This window comes from Nocardia yamanashiensis (genome assembly GCF_021183565.1).
In the GTDB taxonomy this organism is placed as follows: domain Bacteria; phylum Actinomycetota; class Actinomycetes; order Mycobacteriales; family Mycobacteriaceae; genus Nocardia; species Nocardia yamanashiensis.
In genome coordinates this window covers 733,615-750,978 of the sequence record NZ_CP089226.1, presented here as the reverse complement: position 1 = coordinate 750,978, position 17,364 = coordinate 733,615, and the positions used below count along the sequence as shown (strand labels likewise).

15 protein-coding genes are annotated in these 17,364 nt (G+C 68.9%); 6 read left to right on the top strand and 9 right to left on the bottom strand.

Going from position 1 to position 17,364, the window contains the following annotated elements:
- The first annotated feature begins 134 nt into the window (after positions 1-134).
- Both LTV02_RS03500 and LTV02_RS03495 read left to right on the top strand, forming a co-directional pair.
- Positions 135-881, top strand: a complete 747-nt coding sequence (locus tag LTV02_RS03500) for an HNH endonuclease family protein (protein ID WP_233038343.1) — start codon at positions 135-137, stop codon at positions 879-881.
- A 21-nt stretch (positions 882-902) separates the two neighbouring features.
- Positions 903-1,598 carry a PhzF family phenazine biosynthesis protein gene (locus tag LTV02_RS03495; protein WP_233038341.1) on the top strand — a complete coding sequence of 232 codons (696 nt, stop codon included), beginning with the start codon at positions 903-905 and terminating at the stop codon, positions 1,596-1,598.
- Here the strand turns inward: LTV02_RS03495 and LTV02_RS03490 are convergent.
- Both LTV02_RS03490 and LTV02_RS03485 read right to left on the bottom strand, forming a co-directional pair.
- A complete protein-coding gene (locus LTV02_RS03490; RefSeq protein ID WP_233038339.1) occupies positions 1,525-2,748 on the bottom strand; it encodes a hypothetical protein in 1,224 nt (407 codons plus the stop codon). The two genes, LTV02_RS03495 and LTV02_RS03490, sit on opposite strands and share 74 nt — an antisense overlap.
- A 202-nt stretch (positions 2,749-2,950) precedes the next feature.
- Positions 2,951-3,970, bottom strand: a complete 1,020-nt coding sequence (locus tag LTV02_RS03485) for a M48 family metalloprotease (protein WP_233038337.1) — start codon at positions 3,968-3,970, stop codon at positions 2,951-2,953.
- Positions 3,971-4,190: 220 nt separating this feature from the next.
- Between LTV02_RS03485 and LTV02_RS03480 the strand changes: the two genes are divergently transcribed.
- On the top strand, positions 4,191-5,732 hold the full coding sequence (locus LTV02_RS03480) for an MFS transporter (RefSeq protein WP_408639386.1): 1,542 nt from the start codon (positions 4,191-4,193) through the stop codon (positions 5,730-5,732).
- Positions 5,733-5,748: 16 nt separating this feature from the next.
- On the opposite strand, the gene LTV02_RS03475 is transcribed toward LTV02_RS03480, so the two are convergent.
- From LTV02_RS03475 to LTV02_RS03460, 4 genes are all read right to left on the bottom strand, one after another.
- Positions 5,749-6,909, bottom strand: coding sequence for a hypothetical protein (locus tag LTV02_RS03475; RefSeq protein ID WP_233038315.1), 1,161 nt, complete (start codon positions 6,907-6,909; stop codon positions 5,749-5,751).
- An 81-nt stretch (positions 6,910-6,990) separates the two neighbouring features.
- Complete coding sequence (locus LTV02_RS03470; RefSeq protein ID WP_233038306.1) at positions 6,991-8,403, bottom strand: DUF1254 domain-containing protein; 1,413 nt, start codon at positions 8,401-8,403, stop codon at positions 6,991-6,993.
- Positions 8,404-8,570: 167 nt separating this feature from the next.
- Positions 8,571-9,800, bottom strand: a complete 1,230-nt coding sequence (locus tag LTV02_RS03465) for an aminotransferase family protein (RefSeq protein ID WP_233038304.1) — start codon at positions 9,798-9,800, stop codon at positions 8,571-8,573.
- Positions 9,801-10,022: 222 nt separating this feature from the next.
- Positions 10,023-10,631, bottom strand: coding sequence for a DUF5134 domain-containing protein (locus LTV02_RS03460; protein ID WP_233038302.1), 609 nt, complete (start codon positions 10,629-10,631; stop codon positions 10,023-10,025).
- A 203-nt stretch (positions 10,632-10,834) separates the two neighbouring features.
- On the opposite strand from LTV02_RS03460, the gene LTV02_RS03455 reads away from it, so the two are divergent.
- On the top strand, positions 10,835-11,014 hold the full coding sequence (locus LTV02_RS03455) for a hypothetical protein (RefSeq protein WP_233038297.1): 180 nt from the start codon (positions 10,835-10,837) through the stop codon (positions 11,012-11,014).
- 33 nt (positions 11,015-11,047) lie between these two features.
- Entirely contained in the window at positions 11,048-12,100 is a 1,053-nt protein-coding gene (locus LTV02_RS03450) for a DNA polymerase III subunit beta family protein (RefSeq protein ID WP_233038295.1), read from the top strand.
- A gap of 2 nt (positions 12,101-12,102) precedes the next feature.
- Here LTV02_RS03450 and LTV02_RS03445 read toward each other — a convergent pair whose 3' ends face one another.
- The 3 genes from LTV02_RS03445 to LTV02_RS03435 form a co-directional block, all read right to left on the bottom strand.
- Positions 12,103-13,902 (bottom strand): LVIVD repeat-containing protein, encoded by a 1,800-nt coding sequence (locus LTV02_RS03445; RefSeq protein ID WP_233038293.1) that lies wholly within the window; start codon positions 13,900-13,902, stop codon positions 12,103-12,105.
- Positions 13,903-14,011: 109 nt separating this feature from the next.
- A complete protein-coding gene (locus LTV02_RS03440) occupies positions 14,012-15,844 on the bottom strand; it encodes a vWA domain-containing protein (RefSeq protein WP_233038291.1) in 1,833 nt (610 codons plus the stop codon).
- Positions 15,845-15,846: 2 nt separating this feature from the next.
- Positions 15,847-16,905, bottom strand: coding sequence for an AAA family ATPase (locus LTV02_RS03435; protein WP_233038289.1), 1,059 nt, complete (start codon positions 16,903-16,905; stop codon positions 15,847-15,849).
- A 123-nt stretch (positions 16,906-17,028) separates the two neighbouring features.
- Between LTV02_RS03435 and LTV02_RS03430 the strand changes: the two genes are divergently transcribed.
- Positions 17,029-17,364: a hypothetical protein gene (locus LTV02_RS03430; RefSeq protein WP_233038287.1), complete on the top strand. Its 336-nt coding sequence runs from the start codon at positions 17,029-17,031 to the stop codon at positions 17,362-17,364.

Below are 17,364 nucleotides of genomic sequence, written 5' to 3'. Positions count from 1 at the left end.
GGCCCTTTCGCGTGCCCGGGGCCCACGACGCGACGGGCCCCCGGCGACAGCATTAGCCAATGGTTAGCGGCAATCGGGTCACCGCTCGGCAACAATGCCCGGTTCGTCCGGAATCCGCCCCTAGACTCCCCCGCATGCCGCGTTCCCGGACCGCTTCCCGCCGCCGTTGGAACAAGCTCTTCGCCACCTCGGTGGTGGTCATCGCGATCGGCGCCGCCGGGATGGCGCTGTGGCTGAATCACACCGAACCGCAGCGCGCCGAACCACCCGCCGGACCCGATCCCACCGGTACGGCGCTCCCGGACGCCGAGCTCGCGCGCGCCGATCTGGAACGGCTCACGGTGGCCTGGAATCGCAATTGGGAATCCTACGACCGCACTGCCTTCGGCCCCGGCTGGTCCGGGCGCGGCGGGGAACCGCGACTGTCCGACGGGTGCACCGCGCGCGAAGACGTGATGAAGCGGGATCTCACGGAAGTCCGGCTGGCGGACAGCAATTCGTGCCTGGTGCTGTCGGGCACCCTGCTCGATCCGTACAGCGGCGAGCGGCTGCCCTACAACCGGTTCAAGGCCTCGGAGATCGAGATCGATCACGTGGTGGCGCTCGGCGACGCCTGGCGTTCTGGCGCGTCGGGCTGGAGCGCCGAACAGCGTGAGCGCTTCGCCAACGATCTCGGCAATCTGCTCGCCGTGCAGAAGCAGGCCAATCAGGACAAAGGGTCGAAGACGCCCGATCAGTGGCGGCCGCGCGCGGGGTACTGGTGCGATTACGCGCGGCGCTGGGTGGCGGTGAAGGCGCGCTGGCAGCTCACCGTGCAGCCCACCGAGAAGAGCGCCCTGGCCGACATGCTCGGCAGTTGCACTCCGCGCGCGATCCGGTAACCGTGGGTAAGCTCGGGGGTCATGGGCACCCCGGAGAGCGACGGCGCGCAGGTCGAAGTGGTTCGTGTATTCACCGATGCCGCGGGACGGTTCGGTAATCCGCTCGGCATCGCCCGCGCGGGCGAGGTGGCGGACATCGATCACCAGGCTCTCGCAGCCCGGGTCGGGCACAGCGAAACCGTGGTGGTGGACCCGCCCGCCGAGGACCGCGCCCGCATGCGCATCTACACCCCCACCGTGGAACTGCCGTTCGCGGGGCATCCCAGCGTCGGCACCGCGTGGTGGCTCAGCGATCAGCGCACGCCGGTCCGGGTGCTGGACGTACCGGCCGGGCCGGTGGAGGTCTCGACCGACGACAGCGGACTGACCTGGGCGCGCGCCCGCGCGGAGTGGGCGCCGGCGTTCGAGTTCCACGAATTCGCGAGCGGCGAGGAGATGGCGACCCTGGACCCGGCCGATTTCCCGGAGGGCGCGCACTACGTGTGGACCTGGACCGACGAATCGCGCAGCGCGGTGCGGACCCGAATGTTCGCGCCCGCCATGGGAATCGCGGAGGACCAGGCCACCGGCGCGGCGGCCATCGCGCTCACCGCACGGCTGCGGCGCGGACTGCACATCACCCAGGGGCTGGGGTCGCAGATCTTCACGCAATGGGATTCGGACGGCTGGGTGCGCTTGGGCGGACGCGTGGTCGCCGATCATCCCGTCGTGATCTGAAGCGCCGCAGGCGAATCAGCGCGCGGGTCCACGGCAGGAATGCGCCGAACAGCAGCACGGCCAGCCAAGGCGCACGCCACCACCACCGCACCGGCGGCACATCGGCGGTGATCGGTTCGGTGGTGAGCGGACGGGCGGTCGCGGACCACACCAGGAACGCATCGCCGATGGGCAGCAGCCCGAAGGCATAACGCTTGGTACCCGGCAGCGTGATCGGCAACCCCAGCAGCTCACCCTCCGAACCGATTGCCGCGGCCAGGCTTCGGTCCCCGTTGACGCGCGCCGCGCCGAACGCCACCACCGTGGCGGACAGGCTGATGCCGGCGATCAGCGGGCCGGAATCGACATCGCCGGAGCCGTCCCGGCCTCGCGGGAATTCACGGACGGCGGGGCCGAAACCGCCCGGGTAGGACAGGAATCGGTCTCGGAAGCCGCGATACTGGTCGTGAGCGAACCCGGAATCGATCTCGGGCAGGAACCGGTTGATCACCGCGAGCGACGTCGCCCGCGCACCTTCGATCCCGCTGCCGTCCGTCGCCGAAACCTGATGCGGCACAAGCCCGGTGGCCGGATCCAGTCGCGCCCGCACAGCCTCGAGCCAGTCCGCGGTCACCTGCTCGAACCGCTCCCCCAGCAGATGGTCGTGCAGGCGCAGGGAAGCGATGGCCACCACCGAATCGACCGGCCAGGCCTGCCCCGGATACGCCTGTAGGAAAGGCGTCCTCGTAGAAGCCGTGAAGGCCGCCCCGATCTCGGCGCTCGCCTCCCGGAACCGCCGAACTTCATCGATATCGCTTGCGCCGGACAGTGACACGACGGCACCGCGCAGCCAATTCGTCCACCCCGCCCAGAACACGCCATAGGCCGGTCGCAGCCCCGCACTGAAAGGCGCTCGCCCCCGGTCGGATTCGATCCGCCCCAACGCCCAGCGCGCCTCACGCAACGCCTCTTCCCGATGTCCAGGATCGCTCGCCCCCGCCTGCACCCACGCCAACCCATACAGCGCATGACTGAAGAAATACCCCTCGGGAAATTGAGCCTGCGCCGACTCCCCCGCCCCCGCGTCCAATGCCGATCGCAGAAACGACAATTGCCGCCCGGTATCCCCCGGCTGCTCATCGATCCCCGGCTGCGGCCACACCAACCGCATCACCCCCACGAGAAACGCCAATGTCACCACAAGCCCGCAACACCGCAACAGCCCCCGCACAATTCGCCCGCCCACAACCCACCCCGTCAGCTTCCCCCGGCACGATCAGCCCGACGCTACTCGGTCCACGCGCCCTTCGCGACGAAGTATCCACCGTTCGATGGCCGCGATGCGGGGCTCGCGGATTCGAGCCGGGGTGGGGTCATGGGGTCACTGTGCCCGGGGATCGGGTCTCGCGGTGGCGAATTCGGCGTTCGATGGCGGCGATGCGGGCTTGGGGGTTCGGGTGGGTTGCGGTCGAGGCGGCGAGGAGGTGGAGGGCGCGGGCGGTGGGGCCGGTTACGTGCAGGGGGAGCCGGTGCGCTGCGGCGTGGTCGGCGGAGCGGATTTCCAGGTAGGACATCATGTTCGGGCCGTAGCCGAGGTCGGTGGCTACGCGGTCGGCGAGGCGTTCGCCCTGGCGGCGGAGGGCGTGGTGCAGGACCGGTTCGAGGGCGATGGGCGCGGCGAGGGCGAGGGTGGGCAGCGGGCCGATCAGGTAGGCGGAGCCGGCTGCCAGGGCGGCGCAGCAGGTTGCTTTGCGGAAGAGGGTTACCTCGGTCGTGTAGACGCCGGCGTCGGGGAGGATGCGCAGGTGTTCGAGTAGATCGATGGCCGAGAAGAGGAGTCTCAGTAGGGTTTTCAGCGGGATCTTCAAGGCCGAGGCCAGGATGCGGAGGGGATTGCCGCTATTGCTGAGGGCGTGGCCGAGTTCGTGGGCGAGCACGCCGCGCAGGTCGCGGGCGCGCAGGGTGCGAGCGGCGGCGTGGTCGATGGCGACCACGCCGCCGACCACGAAGGCTTCGACGCCGCGGTCCTGTTCGTTCACCCAGAGCGCGTGCCGCCGGGTCGGGGCGAGGCCGGCGGCGGTGAGGACTTCCGACCAGACCTTGGACAGTTTGGCCGGGTCGGTGTCGCGCAGCGGGCGCAGGACGGCTTTGGCGGCGATGCGCGAATTCATCAGCAGCAGAGCGAGTCCGGCCAGTGCCCAGAGGGCGAAGAGCGCGTAGGCGATGCCGTAGCCGAGGCGGGCGTCGAGCCGGTGGATGAGCAGGATGGCGAGGGCGGCGGCGGGCAGTGCGATCACCAGGGTGAGGGTGGACAGCAGGTAGCCGCGCGCCCGTAAGGCGGTGCGATAGGCGCGGCGCCGCCGCGGCGCTGATGCGAGCCGTGGTGAAAACATGAGCGGTCCCCCTGGATTCCAGGTTGCCACGGGGTCCGAGGGCAGGCGTAACGGTTCGGCGCGAATCCGGAAACGGGATGAGCGGAATGGTTGCGGGCGGAAAATCGGTTGCCGTTTCTGTCGGTGGGCGATGAGATTCTGGATACCGCGACGTCTTCACCGGCAGTTGCCCGCATTCCCGATCGGAAGGAAACCTGCCGTGGAAACCACCACCGGACCCGTGTCGTCCGGGCTTTCCACCGAACCCCTCGCCGGGCGGCGAGAGTGGATCGGGCTCGGCGTGCTCGCCCTGGCCTGCCTGGTCTACGCCATGGATCTGACCGTGCTGCACCTGGCCGTACCGCAGATCAGCGCCACCCTGCACCCCACCGGCACCGAGTTGCTCTGGATCATCGACGTTTACGGGTTCATGCTGGCCGGGTTGCTGATCACCATGGGCACCCTCGGGGATCGGATCGGGCGCCGGCGACTGCTGATGTTGGGGGCCGCGCTGTTCGGGGTGGTGTCGGTGCTGGCGGCGTTCGCGCCGAGCGCGGAATTGCTGATCCTGTGCCGGGCGCTGCTCGGGGTGGCGGGTGCGACCATCGCGCCGTCCACTTTGTCGTTGATCTTCAATATGTTTCGCGATGCGCGGCAGCGGTCCCTGGCGGTCGGCACCTGGGTGACCGCGTTCTCCGCCGGCGGCGTGGTCGGGCCGCTGCTGGGCGGGCTGCTGCTCGAGCACTTCTGGTGGGGATCGGTGTTCCTGCTGGCCGTGCCGGTCATGGTGCTGCTGCTGGTGCTCGGGCCGCGGGTGCTGCCGGAGTTCCGGGACGAGAACGCGGGACGGCTCGATCTGGTCAGCGCCGCACTGAGTGTGGTGACCATGGTGGCGCTGGTGCTGGCCATGAAGAAGGCGGCGCAGGACGGGTTCGGGACGGTGCCGTTGCTCGCGCTGATCGTGGGCCTGGCCGCCGGGACGGTGTTCGCGCGGCGGCAGCTGCACCGGCCGGATCCGATGCTCGATCTGCGGCTGTTCCGGCTGAGCACCTTCCGGATCGGTTTGACCATCAACGTGCTCGCGGTGTTCGTGATGTTCGGATACTTCCTGTTCGTCGCGCAGTACTTTCAGCTGGTGCTCGGCCTATCGCCCATGCAGGCCGGCTTGGTCATGGCGCCGTCCAGCCTCGGATTCATCATCGGCTCGCAGGCGGCCCCGCGACTGGTGCGGGTGATCCGCCCGGCTTACCTGATCGGCGGCGGAACCGCCCTCGCCGCAATCGGATTGGCCATGCTGACCCTGCTGTCCACGAGTGGTTCGCTCGCGCTCGCGATGGTCGCCGCCCTGCTGGTGGCGCTCGGCACCGCACCGGTCTTCGGCATCACCACCGAACTCGTGGTGGGTTCCGCACCGCCCGAACAGGCCGGTGCGGCCTCCGGACTGTCCGAGACCGGGGCGGAACTCGGTGGCGCGCTGGGCATCTCGATCCTGGGCAGCATCAGCATCGCCATCTACCGCGGCGACCTGAACGACACCCTGCCGCACGGGCTACCCGGGGCCGACTCCATCCGCGACACCCTCGGTGCGGCGGTGGAGACGGCGAGCACGCTGCCCGGACCGCTCGGGACCGCCGTTCTGGACGCCGCCCGGGCGGCCTTCGTGCACGGCGTGCACATCACTTCCGGTATCGCGGCCGTCGCAGCGGCACTGCTGGCCGTGCTCGCCGTGGTGAAACTACGGTCCATCCCGGCCGGTGAGCTGACCGGAACGCAAGAGCACTGAGCCGCCCCGGCCGGAGTCACATGAAGGTGCTCTCCTTGGTCAGGCCCAGCGCGTCGTCGCCGCCGGTGATGATCGGCTGGCAGTTGCCGTAGCCGACGCCGCCCCCGACCGGGTCGGTGACGCGCACGACGGTGTCGCGGATCTGGTGCAGGCGGCGGGCATTGTCGTAGGTCGAGCAGTCCTCGATGCGCTCACCGTCCAAATGGGTTCCGGGGCCGCGCCATTCACCGTGGTAGCGGCCTTCGAACCCGTGGTAGAGACCAGCACCGAGATGGAACCCGGTGTCGGAGACCACCTCCACCTCCAGGGTGCGGGCGACGCCGTCGACGTCGAGCGCGTGGATGCGGCCGCCGAGCAGCCGCCGATTGTCCGGGTCGAAGCGCAGTTCGGGGGTGAGGTCACGCCAGCGGACCGCCCGGCCGTCGGGGTATTGCAGACCGCCCATGACCGTTTTCGAGGAGTAACCGGTGACCTCGATGATCTGATAGTGCAGGTGCATGCCGTAACGGGTGCCGTCCGGGCGTTCCATCAGCAGCGGGGACCAGATCATGCGGAACGACACCTCGGGCGGCAATTCCACGGCCTGCACATCGGTGCGGGGCCGGCCGACGTCATAGCGCACGCCCCAGGAGTGGTCGCGGGTGGAAACCCAGTCCTGCGGGGTGATCTCGGTGCGGACGCCGTCGATCTCCACCCAGCCCGAGGCGGTGCCGATCTGGTGATAGCGCACCAGATCCGCGTTCACCCGGTACATGCCGCGCATATGGGTGCGGTCCTCCAGGTGCGCGGGCAACTCGGCGGTGAACAGCCAGTCGAAGGCGATGGGCTGAATATCGTTGGGCTCCAGCACGAACCGGATCTGCCGCAGCGGTTCGACCACCTCGTAGCGAACCGGGCCGATGACGGTCAGATCCGGTTCGGGCTGCAGTTCGCGATTGGCGCGCACCGTCAGCTGTTCGACGCCGCGCGAGACGCCCGCGTAGCCGTCCATCACATTGCGATTGGTGTATTTGCCGAGCCCGAAACCCAACTGCAGGCTGCCGTCCCGGGCCTCCGCCATGGCGCACACCTTCTCCGTCCAGGACAGATCGCTGCTCGAAACCGTCCCGAAGGTGTCGGCGATCTGATGGTGGAAACCCTCGTCCGCGGGCAGCAGGGGGCCGATCGATTCACTCATGAGTCGGACTTACCGTGCCCGCGGCGCAACCGCCCCCACCTGTCCCGGCCACCGGCACGGGACGCGGTCCGGGGTGGGCGGCTAGGCCTTCTGCACCTTCGGCGGGGTCCAGCTGCCGTCGGAGATGGCCTGTTCCGGCCAGTAGGTGCGCAGGATCATCTCGAAATCAGCGGGCGGGGTGGGGAGCCAATTGGCTTCCCGGTCCGGTCCCGGCGAGGTCTGCTGGAGGTAGAGGGTGATGCCGCCGTCGGGGTTGCGGACCAGGTTCGGCAGCATCGGCGAATTGATCAGGTACCGATCGATCGGATTCGCCGCCAGCAGGATCTCCGGCAGCTTGTACATGGTGACCGACCAGAAGGCCTTCACCGGCGGGAGCTGTCCCGCGGGGAAGGTGAGGGTGTACTGGCTGCCGCCGTTGAGCTTCGCGCCCGACGAGTCGTTGGTGAGCGGGAAGTACATGGCCTCCGCGCCGGGAAGACCCAGGATGCCCATGACCGCGCCGGCGAAGCGGTAGAGGTAGTTTCCGTTCAACTGCTCGGCGGATCCGAAGAGCTGACCCGAATTCACCTTGCCGGTCTGCAATTCGTTCTGCTGGAAGGTGTGCAGCTCCGCCCAGGCATCGGACATGCCGTCCTGGAACGCTTTACGCTCCTCGTCGCTCAGTTTCGCGGGATCGAAATCACTGTCGGGTCCGATGCCGATCGTCGCGAACCGTGCGCGCATTTCCCGCTCGTCCGGCAACACCGGCGCGTATTTCAGGGTGAAGTTGAGGACCTTGAAGAAATCGAGCGAGGTCCGCTCCGCGTCCGGAGTCAGCGGCGCGATGAAATCGACCGCGGGCGCGGGCGACGGGGCGGGCTTGTGCTCGAACTCCGACAGCGGTTTCACCCGGTATTCGGACTGAATCTGCTTGACATTGTCCAGATCCGCAGGATCGAACAATTGCGTGCGATACAGCACCATGGAGAAATCCGTCGCCGAGGTGATGACCTTGTCCACTCCGGCGGGCTTGTCGCCCTTCCAGCCGGGTCCGGCCAGCAGATAGGTGCCGCCGCCGTTTCCGGTGGTCCGGCTCCCGATCAGGTCGTACACATAGGTGTAGTTGTCGATGAACTGGACCGAGTAGTACCGCTTCTCCTCGATCGGCGGCACCGTCAGCACCAGCGGCTCGGTTCGCAGATCCGCTACCAGGAAGGAGTAGGGCGTATCCGAGTTCGGCGTCTGGACGGCGGTGTCGGCCGGCGTGAAGACCCGGGCGATACTGTGGATCTGATTCCAGTCGCCCATGTATTGGCTGCTGTTCTTGTCCACCACATACGAATTCTCGATACGGTACATGTCGACCATCGGAAAGCCGTAGACATAAGCCTCTTTGGCGATTTTGCGCACTTCGTCCGAACGCCGGGATCCCTCATCGGACCCGCTTCCGCACGCGGTGGCCGTCGCGGCGACCGCCGCGACGAGTAGAACAGCTGAGACCTTCCAGAACCGCATTAGTTCTCCCACCTGTCACGCTCCGATTTCGCCGGACTGGAGTCCGGCATTCGGGACAGTACCGATCGGAATAACCGCGGCGTGAAATATCCGCACGGCGTGGCGTGAGAACGGAAGCGGCCCGGACACAAGGTGTCCGGGCCGCTGTGCGCCTGCGGCGCGTGACGCTAGGCGTCGAGCGCGCGCGCGAAGCCCGCCGCCATCTCGGCGACCTGCTCCTCGGTGATGACGAAGGCCGGCGAGATCTGCAGTGCGCCCTGCCCGGCGGCGCGGGTCGAGATGCCGTGTGCGCGGAGGGTTTTCACGAACGGCAGCGCCTCGGCCGGATCGGCGAGCTGGACCGCGGCGACCGCGCCCAGCCCGCTGCGCACCTCGGCGACGCGTGGATGCGAGGCCAGCGGCGAGAAGTGCTCGTGCAGCAGCGATTCCAGGTTCTTGCTGGCGTCCAGCAGATGCTCGCGCTCGATGATGTCCAGGTTCGCCATGGCCGCCGCGGCCGCGCCGGCGTGCCCGCCGTAGGTGTAGCCGTGCCGGAACCAGACCCCGCCGGCGAAGAACGGCTCGGCCACGCGCGGGGCCACGAACACCGCGCCCATGGGCACGTATCCGGAAGTGAGGCCCTTGGCGGTGGTCATCAGATCCGGTTCCAGGTCGAATCGCGAAGAGGCGAACCAGGATCCGCCGATGCGGCCGAAGCCGGTGACGACCTCGTCGGCGACGAACAGGATGTCGTTCTCACGGCAGATGCGGCGCACCTCGGTCAGGTAGCCCTGCGGCGGCAGGTAGACCCCGCCCGCGCCGATGATCGGCTCGGCGAAGAAGGCGGCGATCCGGCCCGCGCCGACCTCGTCGATCAACGCCTGCAGCGAGGCCGCGTCGTCCCACGCCACCGTGCGGGCGTCGGCCATGAACTCGCCGGTGTAGCCCTCGCGGTTGACCGGGATGCCGGCCAGCGCGGTGCCCGCGACGTGCATGCCGTGGTACGCCTTCTGACGACCCACGATGAGCGTCTTGTCCGGCTTGCCCATTTCGTTCCAATAGCGGCGGGCCAGCTTGGCGGCGGTATCGACGCCGTCGGAGCCTCCGGAGGTGAACAGCACCTTGCTGCCCGGCACGGGCGCGATGCCCGCCAGCCGCTCGGCCAGGTCGCGCAGCACCGGGGAGGCCAGGTCACCGAAGTTGGAGTAGTGGGCGACATTCGTCAGCTGCGCCGCGACCGCGTCGGCGATCTCGCGGCGGCCGTGCCCGACATTGGTGAACCACAACCCGGCGGTGGCATCCAGGTAGCGGGCGCCACCCTCGTCCCAGATATACGCGCCTTCACCGCGTGCGACGACGAACGCGCCATCGCGTTCCACCGCACCCATATCCGCGAAGCCATGCCACAGCGAACCCATCCCGCACCTCCGTAACACCGACACCAGCCCGCCCTGTCACGCGGGCCGACCTATCACCATCACACCATCACGACCGTGAGCAGCCCTAACGGACCCCCGTCTGGGCTGCTCGCGCGGCGGGCAGCGCGAAACGCGGTTCCGCCTCCCGTCGGAACCGCGCCCCCGCACCCGGCCTAACCGCCCCGGATCACCGCGCGGCCGAGTGCGCGTCTTTCGTCCGATTCATCCGATCGCCACCGCGACCAGCATGAGCGCCGTGCCCAGGTCCATCACGACGTGCGGGACCACGGCGAGGGGTCCCGCGCCCACCGGGTGCGGGAACAGATGGCGCAGTGCCCGGCGCGCTCCGGGCACCGCCATCACCACCGCGTCGACCGCGAAAACGCCCGCCAGCGCCAGCATGACGCCGGGTGCGGGCCCGCCGGAATGCCCGTGCGCGCCGTGCCCGCTCATGGCGTACCACATGGCGGCAGCCGCCAGCACGTGGTATCCGAATGCCGCAACCCCAGCGCCCGGCATCCGTACCGCGTTGCGCCACTGCACGATCCGGCCCAGCAGCAACGTCCCGTACACCACGGTCATGGCGGTCAGCACCCCGCGCACCGCGTGCGGGTCCGCCGTGGCCGGAAACACCAGCATCGCCACCATCACCAGGCACATCATCAGATGCGCCGCATCCGACTCCCGGTCGGTCACCCGGGTCCCGCCACCCACCACTTCCACGCTCGCGCGCACCGCCGCGAGCCGCGCCAGCACGATCATCGCCGCGACCCCGAAGGCGGCGACCGCCACCCAGCGCAATACCCCGTACTCCTGCAGGAATACCGCCACACCCACCACCTCTCCGCGCGGCGACCGGACCCTTCCATGCTCGCATCGCCCGGGCTCGCCGGGGCCCGCCTTTTCCCTGCCGAAAGCACTCCGTGACACCGCCACTCCGGGCCCGGCCGCGCCCGCCGCGGGACGGTGGCACCGGTGGTGACAGATAAACCGACCGATTCGCGGCCCGGAAACCCTTGCAAGCCTTCGGACCTGTGACCCACGATGCCGATGACCCGTTCACGGAATTGCGAGCCAGTATCGATCTGCTGCGCTTCTCGATGGACGCCATGAATTCGACGATGAAGGGCGTGCTGCAGGAGATGCGGGTGTTCGAGGCCCGCATCCGCGCGCTGGAGGGGAAGAACGCGCCGCGGGACCCGGGCGCGGCTTGACCTTCGACCTGCTCGAAGCCCGATGATCTTCGGGTGACCGATTCCGAATTGCTGCCGATTGGCCTGTTCGCCCAGCGCAGCGGGCTGACCGCGAGCGCCCTGCGCTTCTACGCGGACTCCGGGCTGCTGCCGCCCGCCGAGACCGACGCGGTCTCCGGCTACCGCTACTACAGTCCCGATCAACTCGAGCGGGCCGTCACGCTGCGCCGGTTACGCGCCATCGCCATGCCGCTGACGGCGGTCGAAACCGTGCTGGCGGCCGGCGCGGACGAGGCCGTCCGGCTGATCGACGAGCATGTCGCCAAGGTCGCCGACGACGCCGCCCGGGCCCGGCGCACCGCCGCCGACATCAAGGCCGGGCTGCTGCCGGAGCAGGCCCGGTTCCTGGCCACGCTCAAAGGGCCGGTGCTCGCCGCGGCCATCGAACAGGTGCTGACCGCAACGGCTTTCGACGCCGAATTCCCGGTCCTGGGCGGACTGCTGCTCGAGGTCACACCCGAGGCGGTCACGCTGACCGCCACGGATCGCTACCGGCTCGCCACCCGCACCCTGGCGCCGGTCGAACCCGCGAGCGCCACCTGGTCGGCCACCGTCGACGGCGACGAACTGCGGGGCGCGATCCCTGAAATCCGCCGGGGCACAGTGGTTCACCTCGAAGCGAACCGGCACGGGCTCGCCCTGTTCCCGCAGGATCGCGCGGTCCGGCACTGCCGGTTGCTGCCCGGGACCTTCCCCGACTTTCGCGCGATGCTGCGGGCGCTGCCGGCGGTCGGCACGCGCGTCACGATCGCCAAGGACGTCCTGCTGCGCGCGCTGGAGGAGCACCCGGGCGATCGAATCCTCTTGCGGCTGAGGGGCGATGAGCTGCGCGTGATCGCGAGCCCCGACGCCGCCGGTCCGGCGCTGCCCGTCACGAGCACCGGCCCGGACCTGGACGTGCGATTCGAGATGATCACGCTGTACCCGGCGATCAGCACCGCACTCGGGCCCGACCTCATGATCGATCTGCGCGGCCCGGATCAGCCCGCCACCATCCGCTCCGCCGACAACGGCGACCTCACCACCCTGGCGATGCCGACCGCCTGATCTCAGCGGGCGCTGGTCCGGAACGGCGCGGCGGGAGCGTGCAGATTCGGTGCGCCCAAAAGGGATTCCGAGGACAGCGCGTAGATGCCGTCATTGGTGAGCAGCCAGACGATATTGCGGTCGTATTCCACGTACACGCCGTGCGTCGGATTGCTGCGCGCCCAGTCGGCGGTCTCCGGGCCGAAGGTGGGCGGGGCGAAGTAGCCGGCGATCTTCGGCCGCTTCGGGTCGCTGACGTCGAAGAACTGGGCGCCCGCGTTGTAGAAGTCGTAGACGAGCAGGCCGTCACGCGGATCGCCGGGCGAGGTGTAGTAGCCGCTGCGCTTGGGTCCGAAACTGCCGCCGCGCTGACAGAAGTCGGTCAGCGCCGAGTCTTTCGGCGGAGTGGGCCGGGGCAGGCGGCCGACTATGCGCGGGTGCGCCGGATCGGTGGCGTCGACCTGGAAGATGTCCTTGTACGGCTCGTAGCAGTCCTCCGACAGCGGGTAGCCGCTCAGGTAGACCATGCCGGTGCGCTCGAACTGGGACACATCGACGTTGTCGGCCTCGGTGCCGGAGACCGAGGGCGGGACGTCCAGATGGCCGACCTCGCGCAGGTTCGATGGATCGGAGATGTCGATGATGGACATGCCGAACCCGCCCATGGCCGCGAAGCCGTACTTGCCGCCCTGCTCGATCGGGGTGGGGATGTAGAGCGGATTGCGCGAGCCCATCCACGAAGTGCGGTTGCCGCAGCGCGGATTGGCGCGGTAGGCGGCTTCCTCGCCGCGCACCATGCCCTGCCGATGCCAGGTGTCGAGCAGGTGCGGTGCGGCCGGATCGGCCATGTCCCACACCTGGAAACCGTTGGCGTACAGGTAGGTCGGGTATTCGGTCAGCGACCAGTCGTCGCTGGGAGCGGTCGAGACGAACAGGTAGCGGCCGCCGTCCCAGTGCGGCACGTCCAGGGAACCCGAACCCTGTTGCGGTGCGGTGAAATCCGGGGCGAGTGGATCCCGCTGGTGTTCATCGGTGCTCACCGTGGCCAGCAGTTGCCAGTCGCGTTTGCGCGGGCCGTTGAGCTTGTAGACCTTGAAACCCTTGAGCTGCTTGTCCGCTCGGGCCGCGGCCACGCCCTCGGGTGCGGCGTACTTGCTGTTGTCGGGGGTGTCGCCCATCCAGAAGGGCACCTGGCGGCGCATCTCGAAGCTCTGCACCATGATGTAGCCGTTGTAGCGGGGGCTCCATTGAATGGTGGATGCGCCCCAGAAATCACCTGCGGCCCAGTCTTTTCCGGCGACGGCCTCGTCATTGCCGGGCGCGCCCGCCAGGTCCGCGCGCGACAGCGATTCGACGACCTGCACGTTCTGGACGTCGGTGATGTCGTAGACGCGGGCTTCGCTGCGGTCGTACTGGAACATGTAGCGGCGGCCGTCGAAGTCGACGATGTTCTGCCAGGAATGGAAGGGGTCGGGGGTGAATCGCTCACCCCCGTAATGCGCCTCCACCGTCACATCGGCGGACTTGTAGGTGTTCGGGTCGTAGCCGCCGGTCGCGGGGAACATGTCCTTGCCGCCACCCGGGAACGGATGCTGTTCGTCCTCGTTCACGTAGGTCGCCGACGGATGCAGGAACGAGCCGTCGTTCTGCATGCCGTAACTACCCGGATCGACCGTGGACGGTCGCCGGTCGTCGCACACCATCGCCACATCGGGATCCGCGGCCGCGGCGGCGCTTCGCTCCCCGGCCACCCGCGCGGCCGTCACCCCGCCCGCCAGCACCATGACCGCCAGCCCGGCGATCCACATCTTTCGCGATTTCACAGCAGCCGAGTCTGGTCGGCGGCTGCCCGGCGCGACCCCTCCCCCGAGCCGCTCTCACCGGGCCGAATACGGACCGCCGGGATCTTGCGGAAGATCCGGAAGGCTGATATCAGCGCATGCGGAAGACCGGGCCGTGGGGTCGGAAGGGCAGGCCCGCGCCGGCGGGGATGAGGAAAGCGTGTTCGCGGCGGATGCGGACCACATCGCACTCGCCGTCGGTGATGACCAGGATGGGCGCGTCGGCGGGGAAATCGTCGGCGCGTTCCAGGAGGCGGATGCCGGGTTGCAGGATGGTGCCGCCGCGCCCGCGAACCCTTACCCGGGAAGCGATTTCGTCGACGGGGAGATAGCCGGCGTCGTGGGCGGCGGCATCGCAGAACACCACGCGTGCGCGCGGGACGTCGCGGGCGCGGGCGTAGGCGGCGATGGCGCCCAGGCCCTTGCCCATGAGTTCGCGCGACATGGAACCGGAGGTGTCCAGGACGACGCCGAAGGTGGGCAGGCGGACCGATTCCTCGGGGCGGGTCCAGGCGGGGCGCGGAATGTCGGGTGTGGCGGATTGGCGGCGGGAGGCGCGGGCGTAGCTGCGGTGCTTCTCCACGGCGGGCACATGCTCGTCGAACCATTGCGCCAGCCGGGCATCCCACGGCAGCGGCGGTTGATCGAGGGCGCGGATCTCCTGTTCCAGTCCCGCGGGAAGGAATCCGCGGCCGCCCGACTGGTGGTAGACCAGGCCCGTGGCGAGCGCATTGCGGTAGTAGTCGTCCAGATCCAGGTAGCGGCCGGGCGCATTGCCGTGCGGCAGCGGTTCGCCGAAGATGTCGCCCGCGCCGCGGCCGCGCAGGGTGGCGAGTTTGCGCAGGCGGCGCAGATCACCGGCGATGCGGTCGTAGATCTGTTCGGCGGAAAGACCTTTCAGCTGCGGGTCGTAGAGCAGACCCGACGGGAGTTCGCCCACCCCCATTTCGACCAGCCAGCCGTTGACCACGTAGTCGCAGGCGACATTGAACAGGTAATGGTCGCGCCAGCCCGCGCGTTCCCCGTGCCGCAGCGCGGCGTGCAGCATTTCGTGGGCGAGCACGAAACGCCATTCCTCGTCGGAGAGACCGGCGAAGGGGTTGATGTAGATCTCGGCGGCCTCGGCATTGACGGCGGCGATCGAGATGTTCCAGCCGCGCGCCACGTCCGGGTCGGCCACGATCCGCATGCCGGCGGCGAGCGCGCCGAGCAGCGGGTAGGAGGAGACGAACCAGTTCAGGGCGCGATCCCAGATCTGCATGGTCTGCTGCCGGCCCCGGGTGACGTCGCGGCCGGCGGCTTCCAGGGCGGCGCGGGCGGCCTCGCCGATACCGGTCGCGAAGCAGGTGCGATGGTCCAGGCGCTTCGCGGTCTCGCCGGTGCCGATGAAGAAGTCCGGGTACTCCTCGCGACGGTAAGGCTCGGGAACGCCGATGGTCCACCAGCGTTCGGTCAGGGCGTGCTCGTCGGTCCCGCCGGGCGGCGGCGGCAGCACCTCGGGTGCGCGGCCGAACTTCAAGGTCAGCAGATACTGGTCGATGAGCGCGCAGCAGGCCGCCCGGTAGATCGGATGCGGCTGATGCGGCGCGGTGAGCCGGCTGCGCGCGAAACCGTTCTCCTCCAGCACCCGCGGCGGCAGCTCACGCGGATCGAGATGCCCGAATCCGGCGTGCAGCAGCAGATGCGCGAACACCCAGGCCCATTCCTCGGTGGCGCCACGGATTTTCGGGTTGTAGTGGAGGTTGCCGAAGGGATCGATGACGGCCCAGGTCCGCGGCGGCAGCCAATCGTCGTGCGCCTCGTGCAGGCCGTTCCACAGCCGCCGGAACATCGGATTGCCCTGCACCAGCGCCCAACCCGCGCGACGATGCTCCACCCACGGATCGGCCGCCGCCCGGCGCTTGCGCGTCGCACGCCCCGCCACGACTACCGCCGCGCCGCCAGCCGCGGCAGATCCCGGGTCACCTCGACCAGGAACCAGGACGGCAGCACCGGCGCGCCGTCGTCATCGGCGGCGATGACCAGCTGGGCACACTCCACCGAGATCTCGGCGAGTTCGGTGAGCATCGTCTTCGCCCGCAGCACGAAACGCTTCAGACCCGCCGAGGCGTGTTCGCGGGAGGCGGGCAGCTCCTTGATCAGCCGGGCGCGGAAGGTCTCGGACAGGAAGTACAGCAGATCCCGGTCCGCCGGATCGCGCGGCCAGCCCGCGTCACCCTTGAGCACCGTCTCCAGATCGAAGGCGTGGCGCACCGTCTTCACGAACGCCCGGAACGCGGAAGCGTGTGCGGTGGTGAGGGTTCCGGACGCCAGCACCCACAGCGCCTCGTCCGCGATGTGCTCGCCGTAGGAGTGCAGGGCGTCGGAGAGCATGTGCCAGCCGCGCGGCGTGGAGAAGGGCTGCTCGGTCTTGGGCGGCGCGGACCACAGGTGATCCGGGCGCTGGGTCAGGTATTCGATGACCCACGGGTGAATATCGTTGCCCGCCGCCCACTTCAGCCAATCGTCGACATCGGCGCGCAAATGCACGTGCACCATGCGATTCACCAGGGCGGAGGCCATCGGGCGGGCCAGGGCATTGTCGGTGGCGCGATTTCCGGCCCCGATCACCACCGATCCCGCGGGCAGTTCGTAATTCCCCACCCGGCGATCGAGAATCAGCGAATAGAACGACTTCTGCACCTCGGCGGGCGCGGCGTTCAATTCGTCCAGGAACAAGCAATACGGGTGCGGGCGCGCGATCATCTCCGGCGGCGCGAACCGGCTGCGATCGTCCACGATCTGCGGCACCCCGATGAGATCCTCGGGCGCGAGCTGCGTGCCCAGCAACGTCACGCAATCCATTCCGAGCGCATCGGCGAACGCGCGCACCAGCGAACTCTTCCCGATTCCGGGCGCACCCCACAGAAATACCGGACGCACCACCGCGACGTGCAGCAACAACTCCGGCAACTGATCCGGGGTCACCGCGACAGTCGCTTCCAAATGCTTCCTTCCCTCCCCCGCCGCCATTTCCGGCGGGCAATTCAGGGTAGGAAGCCGAACCGGTGCGCCGCCAGCGATTTTCGCCCGATGGCCCGGCGGCCCACTCGGGCATAACATCGAGGCATGGCCAGTGAAGCGCCCGCCCCGAACTGGGTGGCGATCGACGCGTGCACCCTGCCCACCGCGCAACAACCCCTGCGGGTCATCGAATTCGACGACCTGTTCGCGACCGCGCTGCGCGGCGTGGACCGTCTCTCGCCGACCCGGCTGCGGCTGGAACTCGATCCCGCCGCCGAGGCGCAGGCCCGCGACCTGGCGGAGGGTGAGACGGCCTGCTGCGGGTTCTTCGGCTTCGAATTCACCACCGGCCCAACGGGTTCGGTGTGGATGGAGATCAGCGTCCCCGACCGGCGCGTGAATGTGCTGGATGGACTGGCGGCGCGCGCCCAGGCCGGCTGA

Bases quoted from the DNA above. Each gene is read 5' to 3' on its own strand.
- LTV02_RS03500 (WP_233038343.1), top strand. From the start codon at position 135: ATGCCGCGTTCCCGGACCGCTTCCCGCCGCCGTTGGAACAAGCTCTTC.
- LTV02_RS03495 (WP_233038341.1), top strand. From the start codon at position 903: ATGGGCACCCCGGAGAGCGACGGCGCGCAGGTCGAAGTGGTTCGTGTA.
- LTV02_RS03490 (WP_233038339.1), bottom strand. From the start codon at position 2,748: ATGCGGTTGGTGTGGCCGCAGCCGGGGATCGATGAGCAGCCGGGGGAT.
- LTV02_RS03485 (WP_233038337.1), bottom strand. From the start codon at position 3,970: ATGTTTTCACCACGGCTCGCATCAGCGCCGCGGCGGCGCCGCGCCTAT.
- LTV02_RS03475 (WP_233038315.1), bottom strand. From the start codon at position 6,909: ATGAGTGAATCGATCGGCCCCCTGCTGCCCGCGGACGAGGGTTTCCAC.
- LTV02_RS03470 (WP_233038306.1), bottom strand. From the start codon at position 8,403: ATGCGGTTCTGGAAGGTCTCAGCTGTTCTACTCGTCGCGGCGGTCGCC.
- LTV02_RS03465 (WP_233038304.1), bottom strand. From the start codon at position 9,800: ATGGGTTCGCTGTGGCATGGCTTCGCGGATATGGGTGCGGTGGAACGC.
- LTV02_RS03430 (WP_233038287.1), top strand. From the start codon at position 17,029: ATGGCCAGTGAAGCGCCCGCCCCGAACTGGGTGGCGATCGACGCGTGC.